This is a genomic window from Caulobacter segnis (genome assembly GCF_003243465.1).
In the GTDB taxonomy this organism is placed as follows: Bacteria; Pseudomonadota; Alphaproteobacteria; order Caulobacterales; family Caulobacteraceae; genus Caulobacter; species Caulobacter segnis_A.
Genome location: NZ_QFQZ01000007.1, coordinates 52,245 through 73,669, shown reverse-complemented (window position 1 = coordinate 73,669; position 21,425 = coordinate 52,245). Strand labels below are relative to the sequence as shown.

At 68.6% G+C, this 21,425-nt stretch carries 21 protein-coding genes; 13 read left to right on the top strand and 8 right to left on the bottom strand.

Annotation, left to right across the window (positions count from 1 at the left end):
• Positions 1 to 4: 4 nt before the first annotated feature.
• Positions 5 to 1,399: a calcium-binding protein gene (locus DI526_RS04140; protein WP_304274376.1), complete on the top strand. Its 1,395-nt coding sequence runs from the start codon at positions 5 to 7 to the stop codon at positions 1,397 to 1,399.
• A gap of 134 nt (positions 1,400 to 1,533) precedes the next feature.
• On the opposite strand, the gene DI526_RS04135 is transcribed toward DI526_RS04140, so the two are convergent.
• The 3 genes from DI526_RS04135 to DI526_RS04125 form a co-directional block, all read right to left on the bottom strand.
• Positions 1,534 to 2,712 (bottom strand): VWA domain-containing protein, encoded by a 1,179-nt coding sequence (locus DI526_RS04135; protein ID WP_304274374.1) that lies wholly within the window; start codon positions 2,710 to 2,712, stop codon positions 1,534 to 1,536.
• 175 nt (positions 2,713 to 2,887) lie between these two features.
• Positions 2,888 to 3,424 carry a GNAT family N-acetyltransferase gene (locus DI526_RS04130; protein WP_304274372.1) on the bottom strand — a complete coding sequence of 179 codons (537 nt, stop codon included), beginning with the start codon at positions 3,422 to 3,424 and terminating at the stop codon, positions 2,888 to 2,890.
• Between the two features lie 33 nt (positions 3,425 to 3,457).
• Complete coding sequence (locus DI526_RS04125; protein WP_304274369.1) at positions 3,458 to 4,465, bottom strand: zinc-binding alcohol dehydrogenase family protein; 1,008 nt, start codon at positions 4,463 to 4,465, stop codon at positions 3,458 to 3,460.
• Between the two features lie 121 nt (positions 4,466 to 4,586).
• On the opposite strand from DI526_RS04125, the gene DI526_RS04120 reads away from it, so the two are divergent.
• The 5 genes from DI526_RS04120 (at position 4,587) to dxs (ending at position 8,906) form a co-directional block, all read left to right on the top strand.
• Positions 4,587 to 4,928: a helix-turn-helix domain-containing protein gene (locus tag DI526_RS04120; protein ID WP_304274367.1), complete on the top strand. Its 342-nt coding sequence runs from the start codon at positions 4,587 to 4,589 to the stop codon at positions 4,926 to 4,928.
• Between the two features lie 141 nt (positions 4,929 to 5,069).
• Positions 5,070 to 5,681: a histidine phosphatase family protein gene (locus tag DI526_RS04115; protein WP_304274365.1), complete on the top strand. Its 612-nt coding sequence runs from the start codon at positions 5,070 to 5,072 to the stop codon at positions 5,679 to 5,681.
• Positions 5,682 to 5,777: 96 nt separating this feature from the next.
• Complete coding sequence (locus DI526_RS04110) at positions 5,778 to 6,044, top strand: exodeoxyribonuclease VII small subunit (protein WP_304274362.1); 267 nt, start codon at positions 5,778 to 5,780, stop codon at positions 6,042 to 6,044.
• A gap of 37 nt (positions 6,045 to 6,081) precedes the next feature.
• Positions 6,082 to 6,966, top strand: coding sequence for a polyprenyl synthetase family protein (locus DI526_RS04105; protein WP_304274359.1), 885 nt, complete (start codon positions 6,082 to 6,084; stop codon positions 6,964 to 6,966).
• A 17-nt stretch (positions 6,967 to 6,983) separates the two neighbouring features.
• Positions 6,984 to 8,906 carry a 1-deoxy-D-xylulose-5-phosphate synthase gene (dxs, locus tag DI526_RS04100; protein ID WP_304274356.1) on the top strand — a complete coding sequence of 641 codons (1,923 nt, stop codon included), beginning with the start codon at positions 6,984 to 6,986 and terminating at the stop codon, positions 8,904 to 8,906.
• Positions 8,907 to 9,160: 254 nt separating this feature from the next.
• On the opposite strand, the gene DI526_RS04095 is transcribed toward dxs, so the two are convergent.
• From DI526_RS04095 to flgF, 5 genes are all read right to left on the bottom strand, one after another.
• The gene (locus DI526_RS04095; RefSeq protein WP_304274354.1) at positions 9,161 to 9,628 is read right to left on the bottom strand and encodes a hypothetical protein; all 468 of its coding nucleotides are present in this window, start codon (positions 9,626 to 9,628) and stop codon (positions 9,161 to 9,163) included.
• Between the two features lie 116 nt (positions 9,629 to 9,744).
• Complete coding sequence (gene flgH / locus DI526_RS04090; RefSeq protein WP_304274351.1) at positions 9,745 to 10,479, bottom strand: flagellar basal body L-ring protein FlgH; 735 nt, start codon at positions 10,477 to 10,479, stop codon at positions 9,745 to 9,747.
• A 13-nt stretch (positions 10,480 to 10,492) separates the two neighbouring features.
• Complete coding sequence (gene flgA / locus DI526_RS04085; protein WP_304274348.1) at positions 10,493 to 11,257, bottom strand: flagellar basal body P-ring formation chaperone FlgA; 765 nt, start codon at positions 11,255 to 11,257, stop codon at positions 10,493 to 10,495.
• A 4-nt stretch (positions 11,258 to 11,261) separates the two neighbouring features.
• A complete protein-coding gene (gene flgG / locus DI526_RS04080; protein ID WP_304274346.1) occupies positions 11,262 to 12,050 on the bottom strand; it encodes a flagellar basal-body rod protein FlgG in 789 nt (262 codons plus the stop codon).
• Between the two features lie 13 nt (positions 12,051 to 12,063).
• Positions 12,064 to 12,801 (bottom strand): flagellar basal-body rod protein FlgF, encoded by a 738-nt coding sequence (gene flgF, locus DI526_RS04075; RefSeq protein ID WP_304274343.1) that lies wholly within the window; start codon positions 12,799 to 12,801, stop codon positions 12,064 to 12,066.
• Between the two features lie 226 nt (positions 12,802 to 13,027).
• Here flgF and fliL point away from each other — a divergent pair, with 226 nt between their 5' ends.
• From fliL to pgl, 7 genes are all read left to right on the top strand, one after another.
• Positions 13,028 to 13,636 carry a flagellar basal body-associated protein FliL gene (gene fliL / locus DI526_RS04070; RefSeq protein ID WP_304274340.1) on the top strand — a complete coding sequence of 203 codons (609 nt, stop codon included), beginning with the start codon at positions 13,028 to 13,030 and terminating at the stop codon, positions 13,634 to 13,636.
• A 28-nt stretch (positions 13,637 to 13,664) separates the two neighbouring features.
• Positions 13,665 to 14,777: a flagellar motor switch protein FliM gene (gene fliM, locus DI526_RS04065; protein WP_304274337.1), complete on the top strand. Its 1,113-nt coding sequence runs from the start codon at positions 13,665 to 13,667 to the stop codon at positions 14,775 to 14,777.
• Positions 14,774 to 15,325: a DUF6468 domain-containing protein gene (locus DI526_RS04060; RefSeq protein ID WP_304274335.1), complete on the top strand. Its 552-nt coding sequence runs from the start codon at positions 14,774 to 14,776 to the stop codon at positions 15,323 to 15,325. The genes fliM and DI526_RS04060 overlap by 4 nt, the downstream gene beginning before the upstream one ends.
• Positions 15,322 to 16,107 (top strand): MotE family protein, encoded by a 786-nt coding sequence (locus DI526_RS04055; protein WP_304274334.1) that lies wholly within the window; start codon positions 15,322 to 15,324, stop codon positions 16,105 to 16,107. The genes DI526_RS04060 and DI526_RS04055 overlap by 4 nt, the downstream gene beginning before the upstream one ends.
• A gap of 9 nt (positions 16,108 to 16,116) precedes the next feature.
• Positions 16,117 to 18,990: a lipopolysaccharide assembly protein LapB gene (locus DI526_RS04050; protein WP_304274331.1), complete on the top strand. Its 2,874-nt coding sequence runs from the start codon at positions 16,117 to 16,119 to the stop codon at positions 18,988 to 18,990.
• A gap of 281 nt (positions 18,991 to 19,271) precedes the next feature.
• Positions 19,272 to 20,735 (top strand): glucose-6-phosphate dehydrogenase, encoded by a 1,464-nt coding sequence (zwf, locus tag DI526_RS04045; RefSeq protein ID WP_304274329.1) that lies wholly within the window; start codon positions 19,272 to 19,274, stop codon positions 20,733 to 20,735.
• 2 nt (positions 20,736 to 20,737) lie between these two features.
• Positions 20,738 to 21,424: a 6-phosphogluconolactonase gene (pgl, locus tag DI526_RS04040; RefSeq protein WP_304274326.1), complete on the top strand. Its 687-nt coding sequence runs from the start codon at positions 20,738 to 20,740 to the stop codon at positions 21,422 to 21,424.
• Position 21,425: the final 1 nt, after the last annotated feature.

The window sequence follows — 21,425 nt, the reverse complement described above, 5'->3', positions numbered from 1 at the left end:
CGCGATGGGTGAAGTCCTCGCCTTCGCGCCCCGGCCGCCGGCCGGAGACTGGACCGCCAGCGAGCGGGGCCTGCTGCTGCTGCTGACCCAGCACCTGCAGAACAGCTACGGCGACGTCGACGTCGCCTTCGGCCAAACGGACTCCGGCGATCCCTGGTACGTCGTCACCGACGCCAACCAGGACGTACTGGTTCATGTGGCGCGGATCGAGGGCCAGTTCGTCGTCCACGACGCCGCGGTCGACATGTTCCACGAGGTGGGCAGCCTTTGGACCGCTCTGCGACAGGTCCTGGCGTCTGGCGTCCAGCACGAGCCCGCCGGCGTGGTCGTGGCCTTCAATCCGGCCAGCCGCGAGGCCCAGTCGTTCCTGTCCCTGGTCATCGCCGTCGGTCTCTATCTCGAACTGCGCGACGCCGGGTTCGGCGACATCGCGCGAACCGACTTTGCGACTCTGCCGCGCAGCGAGGATCTCGCGATCGACGGCGTCGCCTCCAAGCTGATCGCCACCCTGAACCTCGACCCGGAAAAAATCGGAGCCGCGTCGGTCCAGCACAACGCGCCGGCCAACGAGAACGCGCCCGCGCCGTCGATCAAGCCGCAGGGCGCCGCGCCGCTGGCGATCGAGGGGCCATGGGCGGCGCTGGCCGGCCTGGCCTTCAGCAAGGCGCCGCAGGGCCAGGCGACCGCGCCGGCGGCGCCGCCGTCCGAGCCTGTCGCGACGCTCCCGTCGCAGGCGTCCGCCGCCAGCCAGGAGCCCAGCTTGCAGGGCTTCGCGGGCGCGAAGGCGGTGATCAACGGCGGGGCGGGCGACGACAACATCGTGGGAACCGCGGAGGCGGAGGTCATCCACGGCGGCGCGGGTGACGACCGTATCGATGGGGGCGGCGCTCGGACGGGCGTCGACCGCATCGACGGCGGCGCGGGCGACGACCAAATCGTCATGAACGCCCGCGTGGTCGCCAGCGGCGGTCCGGGCGCGGACACCTTCCTGGTCTCGGCCAAGGCGCCGGAGACCCGGGCCGAGGCGCTGCTCGGCGTGGTCCTGGACTATGCGGCGGCCAAGGGCGATCACCTGGCGGTGTTGGGCAAGGGCCAGCTGACCGTGGTCAGCACCGCGGCCGTCAGCAATGTCCTGGCCGCCCAGGAGCACGCCCTCGGCGAGGCCACGGCCCACCTCGTGACAGACGTGACCCGGACGGTGGCGGGAACACGGGTCGGTTTCGACATCGACGGCGACGGACACGAGGACGTCTACATCCTGCTTGGCGGCGCCAACACCGCCACCTTCCGGATCGGCGCGACGATCGAGGGCGACCATGCCGCGGCTCCCGCCGTTCCGATGGTGGGCCAGCCCGCGGTCGAGCCGAGCTTCTTCGGCGACCCGTCGCCCGCGCGCTAGAGCCCTTTCCGATCTGATTGAACCAATCAGATCGGATAAAAAGGGCTCTATTTCAAAAGTTTAGAGCATTTTTCGATCCGATAACCGTTTCACACTTATCGGAAAATGCTCTAGGCGTCGCAGGGAGGCTCGCCCTAGCCGCGCACCAGTTCGCGCATCGCCTTGTCCAGGCCTTCCAGCGTCAGCGGATACATCCGGTCCGACAGGATCTGCTTCATCACGCCGATCGACTGGGTGTAGTCCCAGTGCCGCTCGGGCGTCGGGTTCAGCCAGACGCAGCTCTGGTAGATGTCGGTGACCCGCTGCATCCAGATCGCGCCAGGCTCTTCGTTCCAGTGCTCGACGCTACCGCCGGGATAGGTGATCTCATACGGGCTCATGGTCGCGTCGCCGACGAAGATGACCTTGTAGTCGGCCGGGAACTTGTGAAGCACGTCGAAGGTCGGGATCTTCTCGGTGTGGCGGCGCTTGTTGTCCTTCCAGACCGCCTCGTAAAGGCCGTTGTGGAAGTAGTAGAACTCCAGGTTCTTGAACTCGGTCTTGGCCGCGCTGCACAGCTCCTCGCAGAGCTTGATGTGGCCGTCCATCGAGCCGCCGATGTCGAAGAAGATCAGCACCTTGATAGCGTTGCGCCGCTCCGGGCGCAGCTGGATATCGAGATAGCCCTTCTCGGCCGTGCCCTTGATCGTGCCGGGCAGGTCCAGCTCGTCGGCCGCGCCGGTGCGGGCAAACTTGCGCAGCCGCCGTAGGGCGACCTTGATGTTGCGGGTGCCCAGCTCGACCGAGTCGTCGAGGTTCTTGTACTCGCGCTTGTCCCAGACCTTCACCGCGCGGCCGTGGCGGCTCTTGTCCTGGCCGATGCGCACGCCTTCGGGGTTGTAGCCGTTGTTGCCGAACGGCGAGGTCCCGCCCGAGCCGATCATCTTGTTGCCGCCCTCGTGGCGCTTCTTCTGCTCGCGCAGGCGCTCCTGCAGGGTCTCCATCAGCTTCTCGAAGCCGCCCATGGCCTCGATCTGGGCCTTTTCCTCGTCGGTGAGGAACTTCTCGGTCAGGGCCTTCAGCCACTCTTCCGGGATGTCGGCGGCCAGACCCTCGTTGACCGTCTCCAGGCCCTTGAAGACGTGGCCGAACACGCGGTCGAACTTGTCGAGGTTCTTCTCGTCCTTCACCAGGCTGGCGCGCGACAGGAAGTAGAAGTCCTCGACCGTGCGGTCGATGACGTCCTTGTCGAGCGCCTCCATCAGCAGGAGGTACTCCCGCAGGGATACGGGAACCTTGGCCTGGCGGAGCTCTGAGAAGAAGCGGAGGAACATCGGCGCGACTTTCGAACGGTTGTTCGGATTGTGCTGTGTTCCGACGAGCGACGCAACCAAGCTGGAAAACTTGCCCCCTCCGCGCTTCGCGCTCCTCCCCCGGAGGGGGAAGAAGGATCTCCTTCCGCCCGCCTTTGGGGGCGGACGACCGCGAAGCGGTCAGGTGGGGGGAGTGTCAGCCTCTTCTCAGGATGAACTCCAGGTCCCGCGTCTCGCCGACCGGGAAGTAGTACTCGCCGACCTTCTCGAACCCCAGCCGCCCGTACAGCCGCTGCGCGCCGAAGTTCTCGGACCAGACGCCGATCCACAGCCGGCGCGGGCCGTCCTTCTCAAGCCATTCCAGAGCGGTGTTCAGCAGGCGCGAGCCACGCCCGCCGCCTTGATGGGCCTTGAGCAGGTAGATCCGCTTGAGCTCCCCATCGCCCGGCTGCACGTCGTCGTGCGGCAGGTCGCAGGGGCCGGCGAGGGCGTAGCCGATCGCCTCGCCGTCTTCGTCCTCGAGGATCCAAGAGGCCTTTTCGGAATGGGCCAGGTCGTTCCTCGTCCGCTCCAGGCCATAGGCGTAGGCCAGAAAGGTCTCCAGGTCCTCGGGCGGATAGAGGTGCGCGAAGGTCTCGGTGAAGGTGCGCGCGCCCAGGCTGGACAGGGTGTCGGCGTCTTCGAGGGTGGCGCGGCGAAGCGTATCGGTCATGGCGACCTGAGTAGCCGCCATGACCCCCCTTCTTCAATATGGCGCCATCAACGGTCAGAAGCCTTCCAGCGCGACCTTGCCGATGGTGCGGGCGCTCTCGACGATGCGGTGGGCCTCCAGCAGGTCGGCCGCGCGGATCTTGCCGACCACCTGGGTGAGGGTGGTGCGCAAGGTCCCTTGATCGACCAGCTCAGAGACGGCGTTTAGCAGCTTGTGCTGCTCGATCATGTCCGGCGTGCCCTGCGGACGGGCGAACATGAACTCCCAGTGGATCGAGGCGGCCTTATGGTGCAGCGGGCGGATGTCGAGGTCGCCATCGGCCTCGATGATCCCGATCTTGCCTTGCAGGGCGATGGCTTCCGAGACCTGTGGGAAGTGCTGGGCGCTGTGGGTCAGGCAGGCGATGTAGGCGGGAGCCTCCACGCCCAGGCGCGCCAGCTCCTCCATGAGCGGTTTGGTGTGGTCGAAGGTTTGGTGCGCGCCGAGATCCTCGACCCAGCGGCGGGTTTCGTCGCGCGAGGCGCTGGCCACGACATTCAGCTTGGTCAGCTGGCGGGCCAGCTGGATCAGGGCCGAGCCGACGCCGCCGGCGCCGCCGATGATCACCAGGGTCTGACCCTCGCCGCCGTCGCGCGCCACGCCGAAGCGGTCGAACAAAAGCTCCCAGGCGGTGATGAAGGTGAGCGGCATGGCCGCGGCCTGGGCGTAGTCCAGGCTCTTGGGCTTGCGGCCGACGATGCGTTCGTCGACCAGCTGCAGCTCGGCGTTCGAGCCCTGGCGGCCGATCGCGCCGGCGTAGAACACCTCGTCGCCGGGCGAGAACAGGGTGACGGCCTCGCCGACCGCCTCCACGACGCCGGCGGCGTCGAAGCCCAGGATCCGGACTTGACCGGGGGCGGGCTGGGCGCGGCTGCGGAGCTTGGTGTCGACGGGGTTCACGGAAACGGCCTTCACCCGCACCAGGATGTCGTGGCCGGCCGGCGCGGGATCGGGCGCTTCCAGGTCGAGGAGGGCGTTGGGATCGGTGGCGGGCAGCAGCTCGCGGAAGCCGACGATCTTCATGATGGTCTCCAAAAAGGGCGGCGGTCTTGAACCGCCTGGAGGAGATCGCTCCACGCTACCATCTTCGCAAGTACGGCTATTTTCTGTATGTAGTACCCGTTTGGATACTATTGGACCGAAAATGGAAGATCCCAAGGAGTGCGGCGTCGAAGCCGCCTTGAGCCTGATCGACGGCAAGTGGAAGGGCGTCATCCTGTACCACCTGATGGGCGGTCGGATGCGTTTCAACGCCTTGGCGCGCAGGCTAGGCGCGGTGACCCAGCGGATGCTGACCAAGCAGCTGCGCGAGCTGGAGAGCGACGGCCTGATCGTCCGCACCGTCTATGCCGAGGTGCCGCCGCGTGTCGAATATTCGCTATCGACCAAGGGGCGCAGCCTTGAGCCGGTCATCTGCGCGCTGAAGGCGTGGGGCGACGCCAATGTCCTGAAGGCCCCGGTCCCGGCCGAGCGCAAGGCGGGCTGACAAGTCTTCGAGGCGCGCGCCGGGGCGGGTTGTGTCGCCGCGCTTGGGCGGTTACGACCTTCATGCGCCGGAGGCGACCGCCGCCGCGCATGTGCTTTTCCAGGAGGAACGAGAGGACGGGACGCCCGTCTTCTCTGCAATATGGCCGACGTCTCCGCCGACCAACTTTCGCCCGCCGCCCGCCCGGGCGTCATCACCCTGGCCCGCCACGGCGAACCCGCCTTGTCTCGCAAGGTGCGGCTCAACGCGCCCGAATACGGGGACTGGTGGGCGCGCTATGAGGTGGGCGGTCTGAAGGAAGGGCAGGTCCCGCCGCCAGGGCTGTTGGAGCTGGCCAAGAGCGCCGACGTCATCATCGCCTCCACCCGTCCCCGGTCCATCGAGACGGCGCGGGCGGTGGTCGGCGACCGCGCGTTCGCGACCGATCCGACCTTCATCGAAGCGCCCCTGCCGCCGCCGCCCTGGCCTCTCTGGATCCGGATGTCGCCCAAGCGCCTGGGGTTCTTCGCCCGCTTCTGGTGGTGGTTCTTCGACAATCATGGCGGCCAGGAAACCCGCAAGGCGGCGGAAGCGCGGGCGGATCAGGCCGCCGATCTGCTGATCGAGCTGTCGGATTCCGGTCAGGACGTGCTGGTCCTGGCGCACGGCTTCTTCAACTGGATGATCGCCAACGCCCTGAAGAAGCGCGGTCTCTCCAAGCTGACCGACCAGGGCCATGGCTACTGGAGCATCAAGCGCTTCCGCCGCGCTTGAGTTCAAACCCTCTTCCCTTAACTGGCGGCAAGCTCTAGGCCGTTGTCGATGAGCTTGCGGGCCACTAGGCTTGAGTTCGCACACCTGAGAGTTGCAATGACCGACGCTACGAACCCCTCCGCCGACATCTCCGCCCTGAGCTTCGAGGAAGCCCTGGCGCAGCTGGAACGGATCGTGGGCGAGCTGGAGTCGGGCCAGGCGCCGCTGGAGCGCTCGATCGACATCTACGAACGCGGCGCGGCCCTGAAGGCCCACTGCGAGAAGAAGCTGGAAGCCGCGCGCCTGAAGGTCGAGAAGATCGTCCTGGGCCAAGGGGGGGCTTCTGGCGGGGCGGTGTCCGTCGAACCGGCCGAGTTCAACTGATGAGCCGCGCCCGTCCTCAGAGCGAGGGGAGCCGCCCTTGACCGACCTCGCCAGAAGGATCGTCCAGGCCGCCGATATCGTCACCGTGGCGCTTGACGAGCTGCTGCCCCGCGCTGACGGCCCCGAGAGCCGCCTGACCGAGGCCATGCGCTATGCGGCGCTGGGCCCGGGCAAGCGCTTGCGACCGTTCTTCGCCCTCGAGACGGGCAAGATGTTCGACCTGCCCGAGCGGCCGGTGCTCCGCGCGGCCTGCGCGCTGGAGTGCATCCACGCCTACAGCCTGGTGCATGACGACCTGCCGGCGATGGACGACGACGACGTCCGCCGCGGCCGCCCGACCGTGCACAAGCAGTATGACGAGGCGACCGCCATCCTCGCCGGCGACGCCCTGCAGACGGCGGCCTTTGAGATCATGGCTCATCCCGACACCCACGACGACGGCCACGTCCGCTCGGAGCTGGTGCGCAAGCTGGCCATCGCGTCCGGCGCCAAGGGCATGGCGGGCGGGCAGATGATCGACATCCTGGGCGTGCGCGACGATCTCGGCGCGGTCGCCCGGATGCAGCGCCTGAAGACCGGCGCCCTGATCGCCTTCGCCTTCGAGATCCCGCTGATCATCGCCCGGGCCAAGGACTCCGAGCGCGCGGCCCTGATGGCCTTCGCCCAGGACCTGGGCCTGGCCTACCAGATCGTCGACGACATCCTCGACGCCGAGGGCGACGAAAAGACGCTCGGCAAGGCCGCCGGCGGCAAGGACGCCGCCAAGGGCAAGGCCAACTATGTCACCCTGCTGGGGCTGGATGCGGCCAAGGAGCGCGTGGCGCTCCTGGCCGAGCAGACCCGCTCCCATCTCGAAATTTTTGGCGAGCGCGCCGAACATCTGCGCGAAAGCGTTGATTTCGTGCTGGACCGCCGCAACTGACCGCGCTTTTGTCAAACATGTCTTCCAAAACGCCCTTGCTCGACACCATCGCCTCGCCCGCCGATACGCGAGGCCTGTCCGTCGGCGAACTGAAACAGCTGGCGGCCGAGGTTCGCGCCGAGACGATCGACGCGGTGTCGGTGACGGGCGGCCACCTGGGCGCGGGCCTGGGCGTGGTCGAGCTGACCGTGGCCCTGCACCACGTGTTCGACACGCCCAAGGACATCCTGATCTGGGACGTCGGCCACCAGGCCTATCCGCACAAGATCCTGACCGGCCGCCGCGACCGCATCCGCACCCTGCGTCAGGGCGGCGGGCTGTCGGGCTTCACCAAGCGGGCCGAGAGCGAATACGACCCGTTCGGCGCGGCCCACGCGGCGACCTCGATCTCGGCGGCGCTGGGCTTCTGCGCCGCCCGCGACGCCAAAGGCGAGGACAACAGCGTCATCGCGGTGATCGGCGACGGCTCGCTGGGCGCGGGGATGGCCTATGAGGCGATGAACGCGGCGACGGACACGACCAAGCGCCTGATCGTCATCCTCAACGACAACGACATGTCGATCGCTCCGCCGGTCGGCGGCATGAGCGCCTATCTGGCCAATCTCGTCTCGGGCGGCGCCTACCGCTCGGTGCGCAAGCTGGGCAAGACGGTGGTCGAGAAGCTGCCGAGCCCCATGCGCGAAGCGGCCCGCAAGGCGGAGGAATATGCCCGGGGCATGGTCACTGGCGGCACCTTCTTCGAGGAGCTGGGCTTCCACTATGTCGGTCCGATCGACGGCCACGACATGGACGCCCTGGTCAGCGTGCTGAAGAACGCCAAGGCCTTCGCCGACAAGCCGGTGCTGGTCCACTGCGTGACCCAGAAGGGCAAGGGCTACGCCCCGGCCGAGGGCGCGGCCGACAAGCTGCACGCGGTGGTCAAGTTCGACGTGGTCACCGGTCAGCAGCACAAGTCCACTGGCGGCCCGCCCAGCTACACCAAGGTCTTCGCCCAGGAGCTGATCAGGCAGGCGGAAAAGGACGACAAGATCGTCGCCATCACCGCCGCCATGCCGTCCGGCACGGGGCTTGACCTGTTCGGCAAGGCCTTCCCGGAACGCACCTTCGACGTCGGTATCGCCGAGCAGCACGCGGTGACCTTCGCCGCGGGCCTGGCCGCCGACGGCATGAAGCCTTTCACCGCTATCTATTCGACCTTCCTGCAGCGCGGCTACGACCAGGTCGTCCACGACGTGGCGATCCAGGGCCTGCCGGTGCGCTTCGCCATGGACCGCGCGGGCCTGGTGGGCGCCGATGGCCCGACCCACGCCGGCAGCTTCGACGTCGGCTTCATGGGTGCTCTGCCCGGCATGGTGCTGATGGCCGCCGCCGACGAGGTCGAGCTGGCCCGCATGGTCGCCACCGCCGCCGTGATCGACGACCGCCCCAGCGCCTTCCGCTATCCGCGCGGCGAGGGTCTTGGCCTCGACATGCCGGCGGTCGCCGAGCCGCTCGAGATCGGCAAGGGCCGTATCGTTCGCGAGGGCACCAGCGTCGCCATCGTGTCGTTCGGCGCGCGCCTGTCGGAAAGCCTGAAGGCCGCCGACCTGCTGGCCGCGCGCGGCCTGTCGGCCACGGTCTGCGACGCCCGCTTCGCCAAGCCGCTGGACCTGGACCTCCTGCTGCGCCTCTCGCGCGAGCACGAGGCCATCGTCACGGTCGAGGAAGGTTCGATGGGCGGCTTTGGCGCCTTCGTGCTGCAGGCCCTGGCTCAGCACGGCGCCTTGGATCGCGGCCTCAAGATCCGCACCCTGTGCCTGCCCGACATCTTCCAGGACCAGGACAAGCCGGACGCCATGTACGCCCAGGCCGGCCTCGACGCCGAGGGCATCCTGCGCGGCGCGCTGTCGGCCCTGGGCATGGACAATGTCAACGCGGCGGGGGCCGGGCGGCGGGCTTAAGCTTTTGCCCGGGCGTCGGGATCTGGCTGCGTTTCGGCTTTAGCCAGGGCGGTCGGGCTTCTGGAGGGCCGGCTGGGGACTGCGATCGCCCCTGAGCGGACGTTGCGCCAAATCCCTCTCTCTTTGAGAGAGGGCGGGGCCCGCCGCGAAGCGGTGGGAGGGTGAGAGGTTTCACCGCCCCGTGGAAAAGCCCCCCCATTTCAGTCCTCCACCTGCTCGTCATGCCGCGCATGACGCGGGGGACGGCGGGAGTTCTAGGCCCGGCACGCCTTGAAGAAGGCGCGCACCTGGCCTTGGTCGGCGGAATTTGCCGCCAGGCTATGCCGCTCGCCCTTGGTCAGCAGCGCCAGGTCTCCCGATCTGCGAAACCGATCCAGCGCTTCGGCGCTGGCCTCGCCGCGACCTGCCAGCAGATCGCCGCCCATGGCGTCGTCGAGCTTGGCGGCGGCGAAGCGGCTCTCGGCGCGGCCCGAGGCCAGGACGATCTCACCACCCGACAGGCCCATGGCCGACACCTCGACACGATCCTGGCCGGGGCGGCAGCTCATCATCAGCACGACGTCGTCACTGTCGGGGCGGCCGTAGGCGAGGCGGGGATCCTCGCCCGCGTCGGCGAGATAGGCCCACCGATAGCCGTTCGCCGCGACCTTCTCGTGCGCGCAACCCGCCAGGCCGGCGGCCAGTATCACGGCGACAACGGCGGCGGCGGCGCGCGACGGCATGGGAGGTCCTCCTGGTGTGATAAACGCGGTTTGGACCTGAATGGCTCCTGAAAGCGAAACGGGCGCGGAGACCTCGCGGCCGCCGCGCCCGTGAAGGCTCGCCTTAATGTCTTGGCCTAGAACGGCGAGAACTTCTCGACCAGGGCCTGGCCGGCCGGGGTCTTCTGGACGCGGCTGATGTCGCCGCGACCGCCGTAGCTGATGCGCGCCTCGGCGATCTGGGTGTGGCGGATGGTGTTGGCCGAGGAGATGTCCTCGGGGCGCACGATGCCGGCGACGGTCAGCTGGCGCAGCTCGGCGTTGGTGCGGACCTCCTGGGTGCCCTGGATCACCATGTTGCCGTTCGGCAGCACCTGACTGACCACGGCGGCGATGGTCAGGCTGATCTTTTCGGAGCGCTTGATGCTGCCCGAGCCGGCGTTGGTCGTGCTCGAGCCGGTTTCCAGCGCATTGGCCGGGTCGAAACCACCCGGCAGAACCTTCCCGAGGCTCGACTCCAGACCCAGCAGGTGCGGAACCCCGGCCTTGGTGGTGGCGGCGCGCGAGCTGGCGGTCTGGTTCTTGGTGTCGACGCTGTCGTCGATGTCGATCATCACGGTCAGGATGTCGCCGACGCGGCTGGCGCGCTGGTCGTTGAAGAAGGCGCGGGCGCCGACCCGCCACAGCGAGTTGGCCGAGGCCGCCTGCGGCGCCGGCTCGCGGGCGGAGACATATTGCTGCTGGATGGGCGCCAGGGCGGCCGGATAGCCGACCGGGGCAAGGTCCGGACCCTTCACGGCTTCCTTGACGGTGGAGCAGGCGGCCAGCGGGGCCAGCAGCAGGGTGGCGGCGATGAGAGCGGGGCGACGCATGAGTCTTAGCCTCTTAGCGAGCGGCGAAACGGACGGGTTGCGAACGGGCTTGCAAGCCCTGGGCCTGCGGACCGACGGCGGCGGCGCCAGGACCGGTGGCGACGGCCTGGATGATCTTCTTCGACGCGGTGTTCTGGACGGCGAAGACGTCGCCGGTGGACGCGGCGCTCATCGCCTTGCCTTGAAGCGACAGGGAAATTCCGTCGTCCGCGTAGGTGACGGTGATCAGGTCGCCGCTCTTGATGACCTGCGGCGCGGCCACGTCTCGGGTCGAGACTGCGGCGCCTTCACGCAGGGGGCGCTTGGCGGCGAGGCCGATCACGACGTCGGAATCGCGCGGCGCGTCGGCCGGGGCCCCGGCCATCTTCGTCCACACCAGGTCTTCCGGCTGGACGATTTCGCCGGCCGCGATGCTGCGGGCGTAGGCAAGAACTTCCACATTACCGCGCGGGGCGCCGGCCAGGGCGGTCCGCGACGCGGCGCCGCCGTTGTCGGAGCCCTCGCGGACGATGATCCGGCGCACGCCCTGGCGGTTGTCCCAGTCGAAGCCGGCGCGGCGTGCGAACACCTGCACCTGGCCGGCGTCCAGCACGGCGCTCGGTGCGACGCGGGCGGCGACCACCAGGTTGGCGGCCGGTCCGGAGACCCCGTCGAACAGGTCGCCCAGGGTGACGCGGCCGTCGGCGTCGGTGGTGTCCATGCGCAGGCTGACCGGCGTTCCGGCGAGGGCCGGGGCGGCGAAGGCCAGGGCGGCGGCGGAGATCAACAGCGCTTTCATCGGCTTACGACCTCATCTGCGAGGTGGTCTGCAGCATCTGGTCGGCCGTGGAGATGACCTTGGAGTTCATCTCGTAGGCGCGCTGGGCGGTGATCAGGGCGGTGATTTCCGAGACAGAGTCGACGTTGGAGGCTTCGGTGTAGTGCTGCATCAGCACGCCAAAGCCGGGTTGGCCGGGGGCGGCGAGGGTGGCCGCGCCCGAGGCGGCGGTCTCCAGGAACAGGTTGTCGCCGATCGCCTCGAGGCCGCCTTCGTTCATGAAGTTGGCGAGCTGCAGCTGGCCGATGGTCTGGGGCTGGGGCTGACCGTCCAGCTTGACCTGCACCATGCCGGTCTTGCTGATGATGATGTCGATGGCGTTCTGCGGGACCGTGATGCCCGGCTGGACCGTGTAGCCGTCCTCGGTGACGATCTGTCCCTGGTCGTTGGTCGAGAAATTGCCGGCGCGGGTATAGGCCGTCTCGCCCGAAGGCAGCAGCACCTGCAGGTAGCCCTTCCCCTGGATCGCGACGTCCAGCGGATTATCGGTCAGGGTCGGGGTGCCTTGCTCGGTGATGCGATAGACCGAGCCGGCCTTGACGCCGCCGCCGACCTGGACGCCGGTCGGGACGATGTTGCCGTCGCTGGACGACTGCGAGCCGGCGCGCTCGATCGTCTGGTACAGCAGGTCCTGGAACTCGGCCCGCTGGCGCTTGAAGCCAACGGTGTTCATGTTGGCGATGTTGTTCGAGATGACTTCGACGTTCAGCTGTTGCGCTGACATGCCCGAAGCGGCGGTGCGGAGAGCTTGCATCGGCTAGCGTTCCCTAATTGGCCTTGCCCAGCCGCTCGACGGCGGTCCGGGACAGTTCGGAGGTGTTGTCCATCATCTTGGCGACGCTCTCGTAGGCGCGCTGAACCTCGATCAGCTTGGTGATCTCGATGACGGGCTGGACGTTGGAGGCTTCCAGCATGCCCTGGTGGACGGCGGCGTCCGGGGCCGGCTGCAGCGCGGCGTTGGTGGTGTTGCGGTAGAGGTTGTCGCCATCCTTGGCCATCGAGGCCAGGCTGTCGGGGCGAACGACGGCGATCTTGCCGACGCGGACCGCGCCCTGGCTGACGACGCCGTCCTTGCCGACATTGACCGGGCCCAGGGTGGGATCGATCGTGATCGGGCCGCCGCCGTCATCCAGAACCAGATGGCCCGACTGGGTGGTCAGCTGGCCCGTCGGGTTGGTCGTGAAGCGGCCGTCGCGGGTGTAGCGGTCGCCGCCGGCGGTCTGGACGTGGAAGAAGCCCTTGCCCTCGATGGCCAGGTCGAAATCGCCGCCGGTCTTGGTCATCGCGCCTTGCGTGAAGTCGCGGGCGACGCCCGAGTCGAGCACGAACTTGACGGCCGAGCCGCCATCCAGCGTCTTGGCCGGCTTGGCCTGCTCGGTGCGGACCATCAGGTCCTCGACCTTGAAGCCCGTGGTGTTGGCGTTGGCGATGTTGTTGGCCACGACGTCCAGCTCGCGGCGAAGCGTCATCTGGCGCGAGAGGCCGACGTAGAGCGCGTTGTCCATGGCGAGTTAACTCGGGCGGCTGGCGCGACAAATGCGCCGCATCTCCTGAAGCAACCTTCGTGCCAGTCTGGAAAACGCAATGAAAACAACAAATAGAACGGTTAATGCAGGGGTGTTGGTCGGAGTCTGCCGGGCAGATTCAGCCTGCGACCAAATGGCCTCCAAAACACATCGTTAACCATGCTCGCGCATGAGTATGGGATATAGATTCCAAGGAACCGCGCGCGTGGCTCAGAACGATAAGGAAGCTCCCGAAGGTGAAGAGGGCGCCGAAGGCGAAGGCCCCGCCAAGAAGAAGCCGCCTATTCTCATCATCGCCATCGCGGCCGCCGTCCTGGTCCTGGGGGGCGGCGGCGCGGCCGCCTTTTTCCTGCTGAAGCCCAAGCCCCCCGCGGAAGCGGGCGAGCACGGCGCCGAAAAGAAGGAAAAGAAGAAGGAAGAAAAGAAGGAAGAGAAGAAGGAAGGCGAGAAGGGCAAGGAAGGCGCGGGCGCTGGCGGTCCAGCCCCCGTGATCAAGGAAGGCCCTGACGGGGTGGTGTTCTACACCCTGCCGGACATCGTCGTGAACATGCAGACGGCCGACGGCAAGTCGACCTTTCTGAAGCTGAAGCTGACTTTCGAGCTGCCGGACGAAGACACGGCCGAGGCTTTGACGCCGAATCTGCCCAGGCTGCAGGACATGTTCCAATCCTTCCTGCGCGAGCTGCGTCCCGAAGACCTGAATGGCAGCCAGGGCACCTACCAACTGCGCGTCGAGCTGCTGCGCCGGGTGAACCTGGTCGCCGCGCCGGCCAAGGTGAATGCGGTCCTCATCGAGGAGATGCTGATCAACTGAGTCTTCGGGCTGGTTGGGGCGAACGATCATGGCGGATGAGATCGATCAGGCGGGCCAGTGGGGCTCTGAAGGCGCCCCCGGCGGTGAGGGCGTAAACCAGTTCGGCGACTTTTCCGGCGGCATGGGCGGCTGGGACGACGGCGCCGGCGACAGCGCGTCCGAACGGATCCTGAACCAGGACGAGATCGACAGCCTGCTGGGCTTCGACCTCTCGGGCGACGGCGGCGACGACCGCACGGGCATCCGCGCCATCATCAACTCGGCGCTGGTCTCGTACGAGCGCCTGCCGATGCTGGAAATCGTCTTCGACCGCCTGGTGCGGTTGATGACGACCTCTCTGCGCAACTTCACCTCGGACAACGTCGAGGTCAGCCTCGACAACATCAGCTCGATCCGCTTCGGCGACTACCTGAACTCGATCCCGCTGCCGGCGATCCTGGCGGTGTTCCGCGCCGAGGAGCTGGACAACTACGGCCTGCTGACGGTCGACTCCAACCTGATCTACTCGATCGTCGACGTGCTTCTGGGCGGCCGTCGCGGCACTGCGGCCATGCGTATCGAGGGCAGGCCCTACACCACGATCGAGCGCGTGCTGGTGCAGCGAATGATCGAGGTGGTGCTGCACGACCTGAAGAGCGCCTTCGAGCCGCTGCATCCGGTCGCCTTCTCGCTGGACCGCCTGGAGACGAACCCGCGCTTCGCCGCCATCGCGCGTCCCGCCAACGCCGCCATCCTGGTCAAGCTGCGGATCGACATGGAAGATCGCGGCGGCCGTATCGAGCTGCTGCTGCCCTACGCCACGCTGGAACCGATCCGGAAAATGCTGCTGCAGCAGTTCATGGGTGAGAAGTTCGGTCGCGACAACATCTGGGAAGGCCACTTGGCCACCGAGCTGTGGACCACCCAGATGGAGGTCCGCGCCGTCCTCGACGAGCAGCAGGTGCCGTTGTCGCGCGTGCTGAACATGCAGGTCGGCGACACCCTGATGCTGAACGCCACGCCCGACAGCCTGGTCGAGCTGCGCGCCGGGGCCATCCCGCTGACGCGCGGCAGGATGGGCCGCCGCAACCACTCGATCGCCGTCCGCGCCGAGGCGCCGCTGACCCCGGCGGCCAAGAAGGCCGTGCAGAAGCTGAAATGAGTTTCGTCGCTTTCGCCATGAACGGGTTGCTGGCGGTGCTGCTGGTGGTGGCGCTGGCCTTCGGCTGGCGCCTGGAGCGCCGCCTGAAGGCGCTGCGTGACAGCCACGAGGGCTTCGCCAAGGCCGTCAAGGACCTCGACCAGGCCGCCGCCCGCGCCGAGCAGGGGCTGGCCGACCTGCGCGCGGCCACCGACGAGGCGGCCGAGACCCTGGCCATCCGTATCGAGCGCGCCCAGGCCCTGGCCGCCCAGCTCGACGAGCGGATCAGCAACCCGCCGCCTGCGCCTTCGCGTGCCGAGCGCGCCCCGCCGCCCGTTCGGGGTCGCGTCGAGGACCTGCCGCCGTCGGCCGAGCGCCGTCTCAAGGCCGAGGATTTCGAGCGCCTGCTGGAGCGCGAAGCGCGCCTGCCGCCGGGCGCTCGCCCCACGCTCGCCGCCCCCAGCCCGACGCGCGAAACCCCGCGTTCACGGGCGCGGGTCGATGATGATCTCTTCGAAGGACCGGCCGACAGCCCGCGTCCCGAACCCAATCCCAGGACCCGCCGATGAAGAAAATTCCGCGCATCCTGCCCCTGGTCGGCGTCGCCGTCGGCGGCGTGCTGGCCATCAACGCCCTGGCCGGCGCTAAGTCGCTGCCGGACATGCTGAGCGGCGCAAAGGCCTTCGCCGAGGGCGTCGCCAAGCCCGAGGCCAAGGCCGGCGAAGGCGAGGGCGCGGCCTCGGCCGAAGGCGCGGGCCAGCCCGCGGCCGCCAAGGCCCCGCAGACCCTGCCGCGCGCCTGCGCGCCGTCCGCCGACGCCCTGGCCAAGGAGGCGGGCCTCTCGCAAGGCGAGCTGGCCGCGATCCAGAAGCTCGGCGCCCGCCGCAGCCAGCTGGACCAGCGCGAGCAGGACATCGACGTGCAGCTGCAGCTGCTGGCCGCCGCCGAGGCCAAGCTCGACGCCAAGATGAAGGCCCTGACCGGCCTGAAGGGCGACATCCAGGGCCTGCTGGGCCAGGTCGACTCCCAGAAGCAGGCCGAGGTCGATCGCCTGGTCGTCGTCTATCAGGGCATGAAGCCCAAGGACGCCGCGGCCCGCATGACCTTGCTGTCCGACGAGGTGCGCCTGCCGATCGCCGCCAAGATGAAGGAAAAGACCTTGGCGATGATCCTGGCCAACATGGCTCCGGCCGACGCCAAGGTGCTGACCGAGCGCCTGGCCGCGCGGCTGTCGAATTCCGCCGTCGAGAAGGGCAAGGCCGCCGTCGCCGACAACGCCGCCCAGGCCGCCGCCCCCGGCCAGCAGGCCGCGGCCCCCGCTTTGGCCGGCGCGCCCAAGAAGGCCGGTTAAGGGAGGCTCATGACCCTTCGCCAGTTCCTGCGATCCAGCGTCGCCGCCGCGTGCATCGCGGGCGTGCTGGCGCCGTCCGGCTACGCCGCGCCGCCGCCCGTCGCGGCGCGGTCGGCGCTGGACGTGCGTGTCGCGCAGGCGGCGGACTTCTCGCGGGTCGAATTCCACTGGAACGGCGGGGCCCGCATGGCCGCCCGGCGGGACGGCCAGGCGCTGATCCTGCGCTTCAGTCGCGACGCCGACCCGGATCTTTCCGTGTTCAGGATTTCGCCGCCGCGCTGGGTCAAGGGCGTCGAGGCGCGTCACGTCGGCGGCGCGCTGGAGCTGGTCCTGACGATCGCCGAAGAGGCGGACTTCAAGGCGGGCGCGGCCGACGGGGTCAGTTTCGTCAACATCTTCGCCAAGGACGGGGCCTTGGCCGCCGCCCAGGCCTCCACGCCCAGCGCGCCGCCGCCGCCCGTGGGGCGTCCCAATCCCATGCCGCGCGACGGGGTTGTTCGCGCCGATATCGAGCGGTCCGACGGCCAGGTCACCCTGTCCTTCACCTGGGCCGCCCCCGCCGGCGCGGCCGTGTTCCGACGCGGGGAGGCGGTGTGGATCGTCTTCGACACCCCCGCGCGGATCGACATCTCCAAGCTGCCGGCCAACACGCCGCGCTACTCGCGTCTGCAGGCGCTGAAGGGGGCGGACTATTCGGCCCTCCGGATCGTGGCGCCGGTCGGTGAGCCCTATGTCGCGGTCGGTTCAGGCCCGACCTGGCGGATCAGCTTCGGCCCGGGGCCGCAGCAGAGCCCCGACATCATCCAGATCAATCGCGACGAGGCCGCGCCGGCCGCGGCGCTTTCGGCGGCGGTGGCTGGGGTCACGCGGGCGCTCTGGGTCGAGGACCCGGCGGTCGGCGACAAGATCATCGTCGCGCCCGCCCTGGCGCCGGCCAAGGGCCTGTCCTCTCGCCGCGACTACGTCGAGTTCGCCCTGCTGCAATCGGCCCAGGGTCTGGCGGCGGAGGCTTACGCCTCCGATCTGATGGTCCAGGCCAGCGTCGACCAGGTGCGGATCGGCCGGCCCAAGGGGCTGGCGCTGTCGCCGGCCTCCGCCGCCGCCCCGCCGGAAGAGGCGGTCGCGGGCGCGCCCGAGCCGCTGTCCATGCCAGCCCTGATCGATCTTGAGGCCTGGCCCAAGCTCGGATCCGGCGGCTTCCTGGCGCGCTACAACGCCTTGCAGAGCGCGATCAGCGCCGCGCCGGACGAGGACGCCGACGTCGCCGCCCGCCTGGCGCTGGCGCGCTTCCTCGTGGGCTCGCAGATGTCGTTCGAGGCGATCGGCGTGCTGAACGCCGGCGCCCGCAAGCACCAGACGATGATGGCCAATCCGGAGTTCCGGGGCTTGCGCGGCATGGCCCGGGCGCTGGCGGGGCGCTACGCCGAAGCCGAGGCCGACTTCTCGTCGCCGGTCCTGGCGGACGAGCCCTCGAGCGCCCTGTGGCGCGGCTATATCGCCACCAGGAACGGCCAGTGGCTGGACGCCCGCACCAAGTTCGCGAGCGGCGGGCGGGCTCTGGAGCTTTTCCCGCCGATCTGGAAGGCGCGCTTCCTGGGCGCCCAGGCCGAGGCGGCCCTGGGTGTCGGCGACCTGACCGGCGCGTTCCAGTACATCGCCAAGGCGCTGGATCAGCCCAAGATCCCCGTACAGGACCAGCTCGCCATCCGCCTGATCCAGGCGCGCGCCTTCGAGGCCAAGGGCGAGAAGGTCCGCGCCAAGAAGATGTTCCAGGCCATCGCCCGCGCGCCCTACGACAAGCTGGCCGCGCCGGCTCTGCTGCACGCCACGGAGCTGCAGTACGAGAAGCGGGAGATCAACGCGGCCAAGGCGGCCGACACCCTGAACCAGCTGCGCTACCGCTGGCGCGGCGACGGCGTCGAGATGGAAGTCATCCGCGCCCTCGGCAAGCTCTATATCGACCAGGGCCGCTATCGCGAGGCGCTGGAGGTGATGCGTTCGGCGGGCCGCGGCACGTCGGACCGTCCCGAGGCGCTGTCCCTGCGCAACGAGATCTCCAATACCTTCCGGGCCTTGTTCCTGGACGGCCTGGCGGACGGCATGCAGCCGATCCAGGCCGTCGGTCTGTTCTACGACTTCCAGGAACTGACCCCGATCGGCGCGGACGGCGACCAGATGGTCCGAAACCTAGTGCGCCGTCTGGTGGACGTCGACCTGCTGGACGACGCCGCCAAGCTCTTGAAGTACCAGGTCGACAACCGACTGAACGGCGTGCCCAAGGCCCAGGTCGCGACCGATCTGGCCTGGATCTACCTGATGAACAAGCGTCCCGAGGACGCCCTCAACACCATCAACGCCACCCGCACGACGATTCTGCCGCCGGCCCTCAACGCCGAGCGGCGCCTCGCCACAGCCCGCGCCCTGATCGGCCTTGGCCGCTACGACGCGGCCGGCGAGATGGTCGAGCGCGACAACAGCAAGGACGGCCAGGAAATCCGGGCCGACATCGCCTGGAAGCAGCGGGCCTGGCCGACCGCCGGCGCGCTCTACGAGCGGATGCTGGGCGACCGCTGGAAAGGGCAGGGGGCGCTGTCGGCCGCCGACGAGGCGCGCCTGCTGCGATCCGCGGTCGCCTACAGCCTGGCCGACGACGACGCGGCTCTCGGCCGCCTGCGCCAACGCTGGACGCGCTTCGTCGACAACGCCGGCAATCCCGACGGCCTGCGCGTGGCGCTGCAGGGACTGGGCTCCGAAGCCGTCTCGCCGACCGATTTCGGCAAGGTCAGCGCCGACAACGAAGCGTTCAGCGGCTGGGTCGCGCGGATGAAGGACAAGTTCCGCACCGGACAGCCCGCCGGCGCGCCGGCGCGCGCGGGCGGCTGATCCTTCCTCGCCGCTTGGGGCATAACCATCCCTCGCCCTGATCGATTCGTGACCTCTTCGGGCACGGCGTTTCACTTTCAGAGTTGGGCGGTGAGAAAACCGCCGTGGAAACTCCATTGGTCATATGGCGGTGACAGGGGCTTTGCCCTAGTTAGGGCCGGCTCGCCGGCGCAGCGCCGGGGAGGTTCGCGTTGGAGCCCACCTCCAGCGCGGCGCTCAAGCTCGCGCTTGCCATTCTGCCGCAGGCATGTCATGACAACGTTGTCATAGGGTGGAAGACATTGGTGACGAACAACAACGACGGCGAGAATGGCCGCGAGGTGCTGGTACTGCTGGGCGGCGCGGGGGATCTGGCCCTGCGAATGCTGCTGCCTTCGCTCTATTTCCTCGAGGTCGATCGGCTGCTGCCGCATGACTTGCGGATCGTCGGCGTGGCGCGCGCCGACCATGACGCGGCCGGCTACAAGGCGCTGGTGCGCGAACACCTCGGCAAGCGCGCGACCGTGGAGGAGGGGGCCTGGAATCGCCTGGCCGCCCGTCTCGACTACGTGCCGGCCAACATCACCAGCGAGGACGACGCCAAGGCCCTGGCCGATCGGATCGGCGAGCACGGCGACCTCGTCATCTTCTTCTCGCTCTCGCCCAGCCTTTACGGTCCGGCCTGCCAGGCGCTGCAAGCGGCTGGCCTGACGGGGCCCAAGACCCGTCTGATCCTCGAGAAGCCCCTGGGACGCGACCTGGAGAGCTCCAAGGTGACCAACGCCGCCGTCGCGGCGGTGGTCGACGAAAGCCAGGTCTTCCGGATCGACCACTATCTGGGCAAGGAGACGGTCCAGAACCTGACGGCCCTGCGCTTCGCCAACGTGCTGTTCGAGCCCCTGTGGGACCGCAACACGATCGACCACGTGCAGATCACCATCGCCGAGACCGAGAAGGTCGGCGACCGCTGGCCCTATTACGACGAGTATGGCGCCCTGCGGGACATGGTGCAGAACCACATGCTGCAGCTGCTCTGTCTGGTCGCCATGGAGGCGCCGTCGGGCTTCGACCCGGACGCCGTCCGCGACGAGAAGGTCAAGGTGCTCCGCAGCTTGCGTCCGTTCACCAAGGAGACGGTGGCGCACGACACCGTGCGTGGCCAGTACGTCGCCGGCGTGGTCGAGGGCGGCGCGCGTCCGGGCTATGTCGAGGAAGTGGGCAAGCCCACCAAGACCGAGACCTTCGTGGCCATGAAGGTGGCGATCGACAACTGGCGCTGGGACGGCGTGCCGTTCTTCCTGCGCACCGGCAAGAACCTGCCTGACCGCCGCACCCAGATCGTCGTGCAGTTCAAGCCGCTGCCGCACAACATCTTCGGCCCCGCCACCGACGGCGAGCTATGCGCCAACCGCCTGGTCATCGACCTGCAGCCGGACGAAGACATCTCGCTGACGATCATGAACAAGCGTCCGGGCCTGTCTGACGAGGGCATGCGCCTGCAGTCGCTGCCCCTGTCGCTCTCGTTCAGCCAGACGGGCGGCCGCCGTCGGATCGCCTATGAGAAGCTGTTCCTCGACGCCTTCCGCGGAGACCGCACGCTGTTCGTGCGCCGCGACGAGGTCGAACAGGCCTGGCGCTTCATCGACGGCGTCTCGGCCGCCTGGGCCGAGGCCGGCATTGACCCCGCGCCCTATGCCGCCGGCACCTGGGGACCGCAGACCGCCAACGCGCTGATCTCGCCCGGCGGCCGGTCGTGGAAGGCTTGACGATGCCGAAGCTGGAAGCCTTTGGCTCGCGCGAAGCCCTCTACGACGCCACCGCGTCGATCCTGGTCGACGCCTTGACCAACGCGGTCGCCGCTTCCGGGCGAACGGGCTTCGCGGCGACCGGCGGCACGACCCCGGCGCCGGTCTATGACCGCCTCGCGACCCTGACCGCGCCCTGGGACAAGATCACGGTCACGCTAACCGACGAGCGCTTCGTCCCGCCGACCGATCCCAGCAGCAACGAAGGTCTCGTGCGCCGACACCTGCTGGTCGGGGAGGCGGCCAAGGCCAGCTTCGCGCCGCTCTACATCGAGGGCCTGAGCCACGCCGACAGCGCCCGCGCCGCCGAGGCCGGCGTCGAGGCCGCCACGCCGTTCGGCGCCGTGCTGCTGGGCGTCGGTCCCGACGGCCACTTCGCCTCGCTGTTCCCAGGCAATCCGGTCCTGGCCCAGGGCCTGGATCCGCGCTCCAACCGCCTGGTCCTGGACGTGCCGCCCAGCGACCCCGCGCCCGACATTCCTCGTCTCAGCCTGACCTTCGCCGCCCTGACCCGCACCGACCTGATCGTGCTGCTGGTCACCGGAGCGGCCAAGAAGGCGTTGTTGGAAGGCGACGTCGATCCGGCCCTGCCGGTCGCCGCCATCCTGAAGCAGGACCGCGCCAAGGTCCGCATCCTTTGGGCGGAGTAAC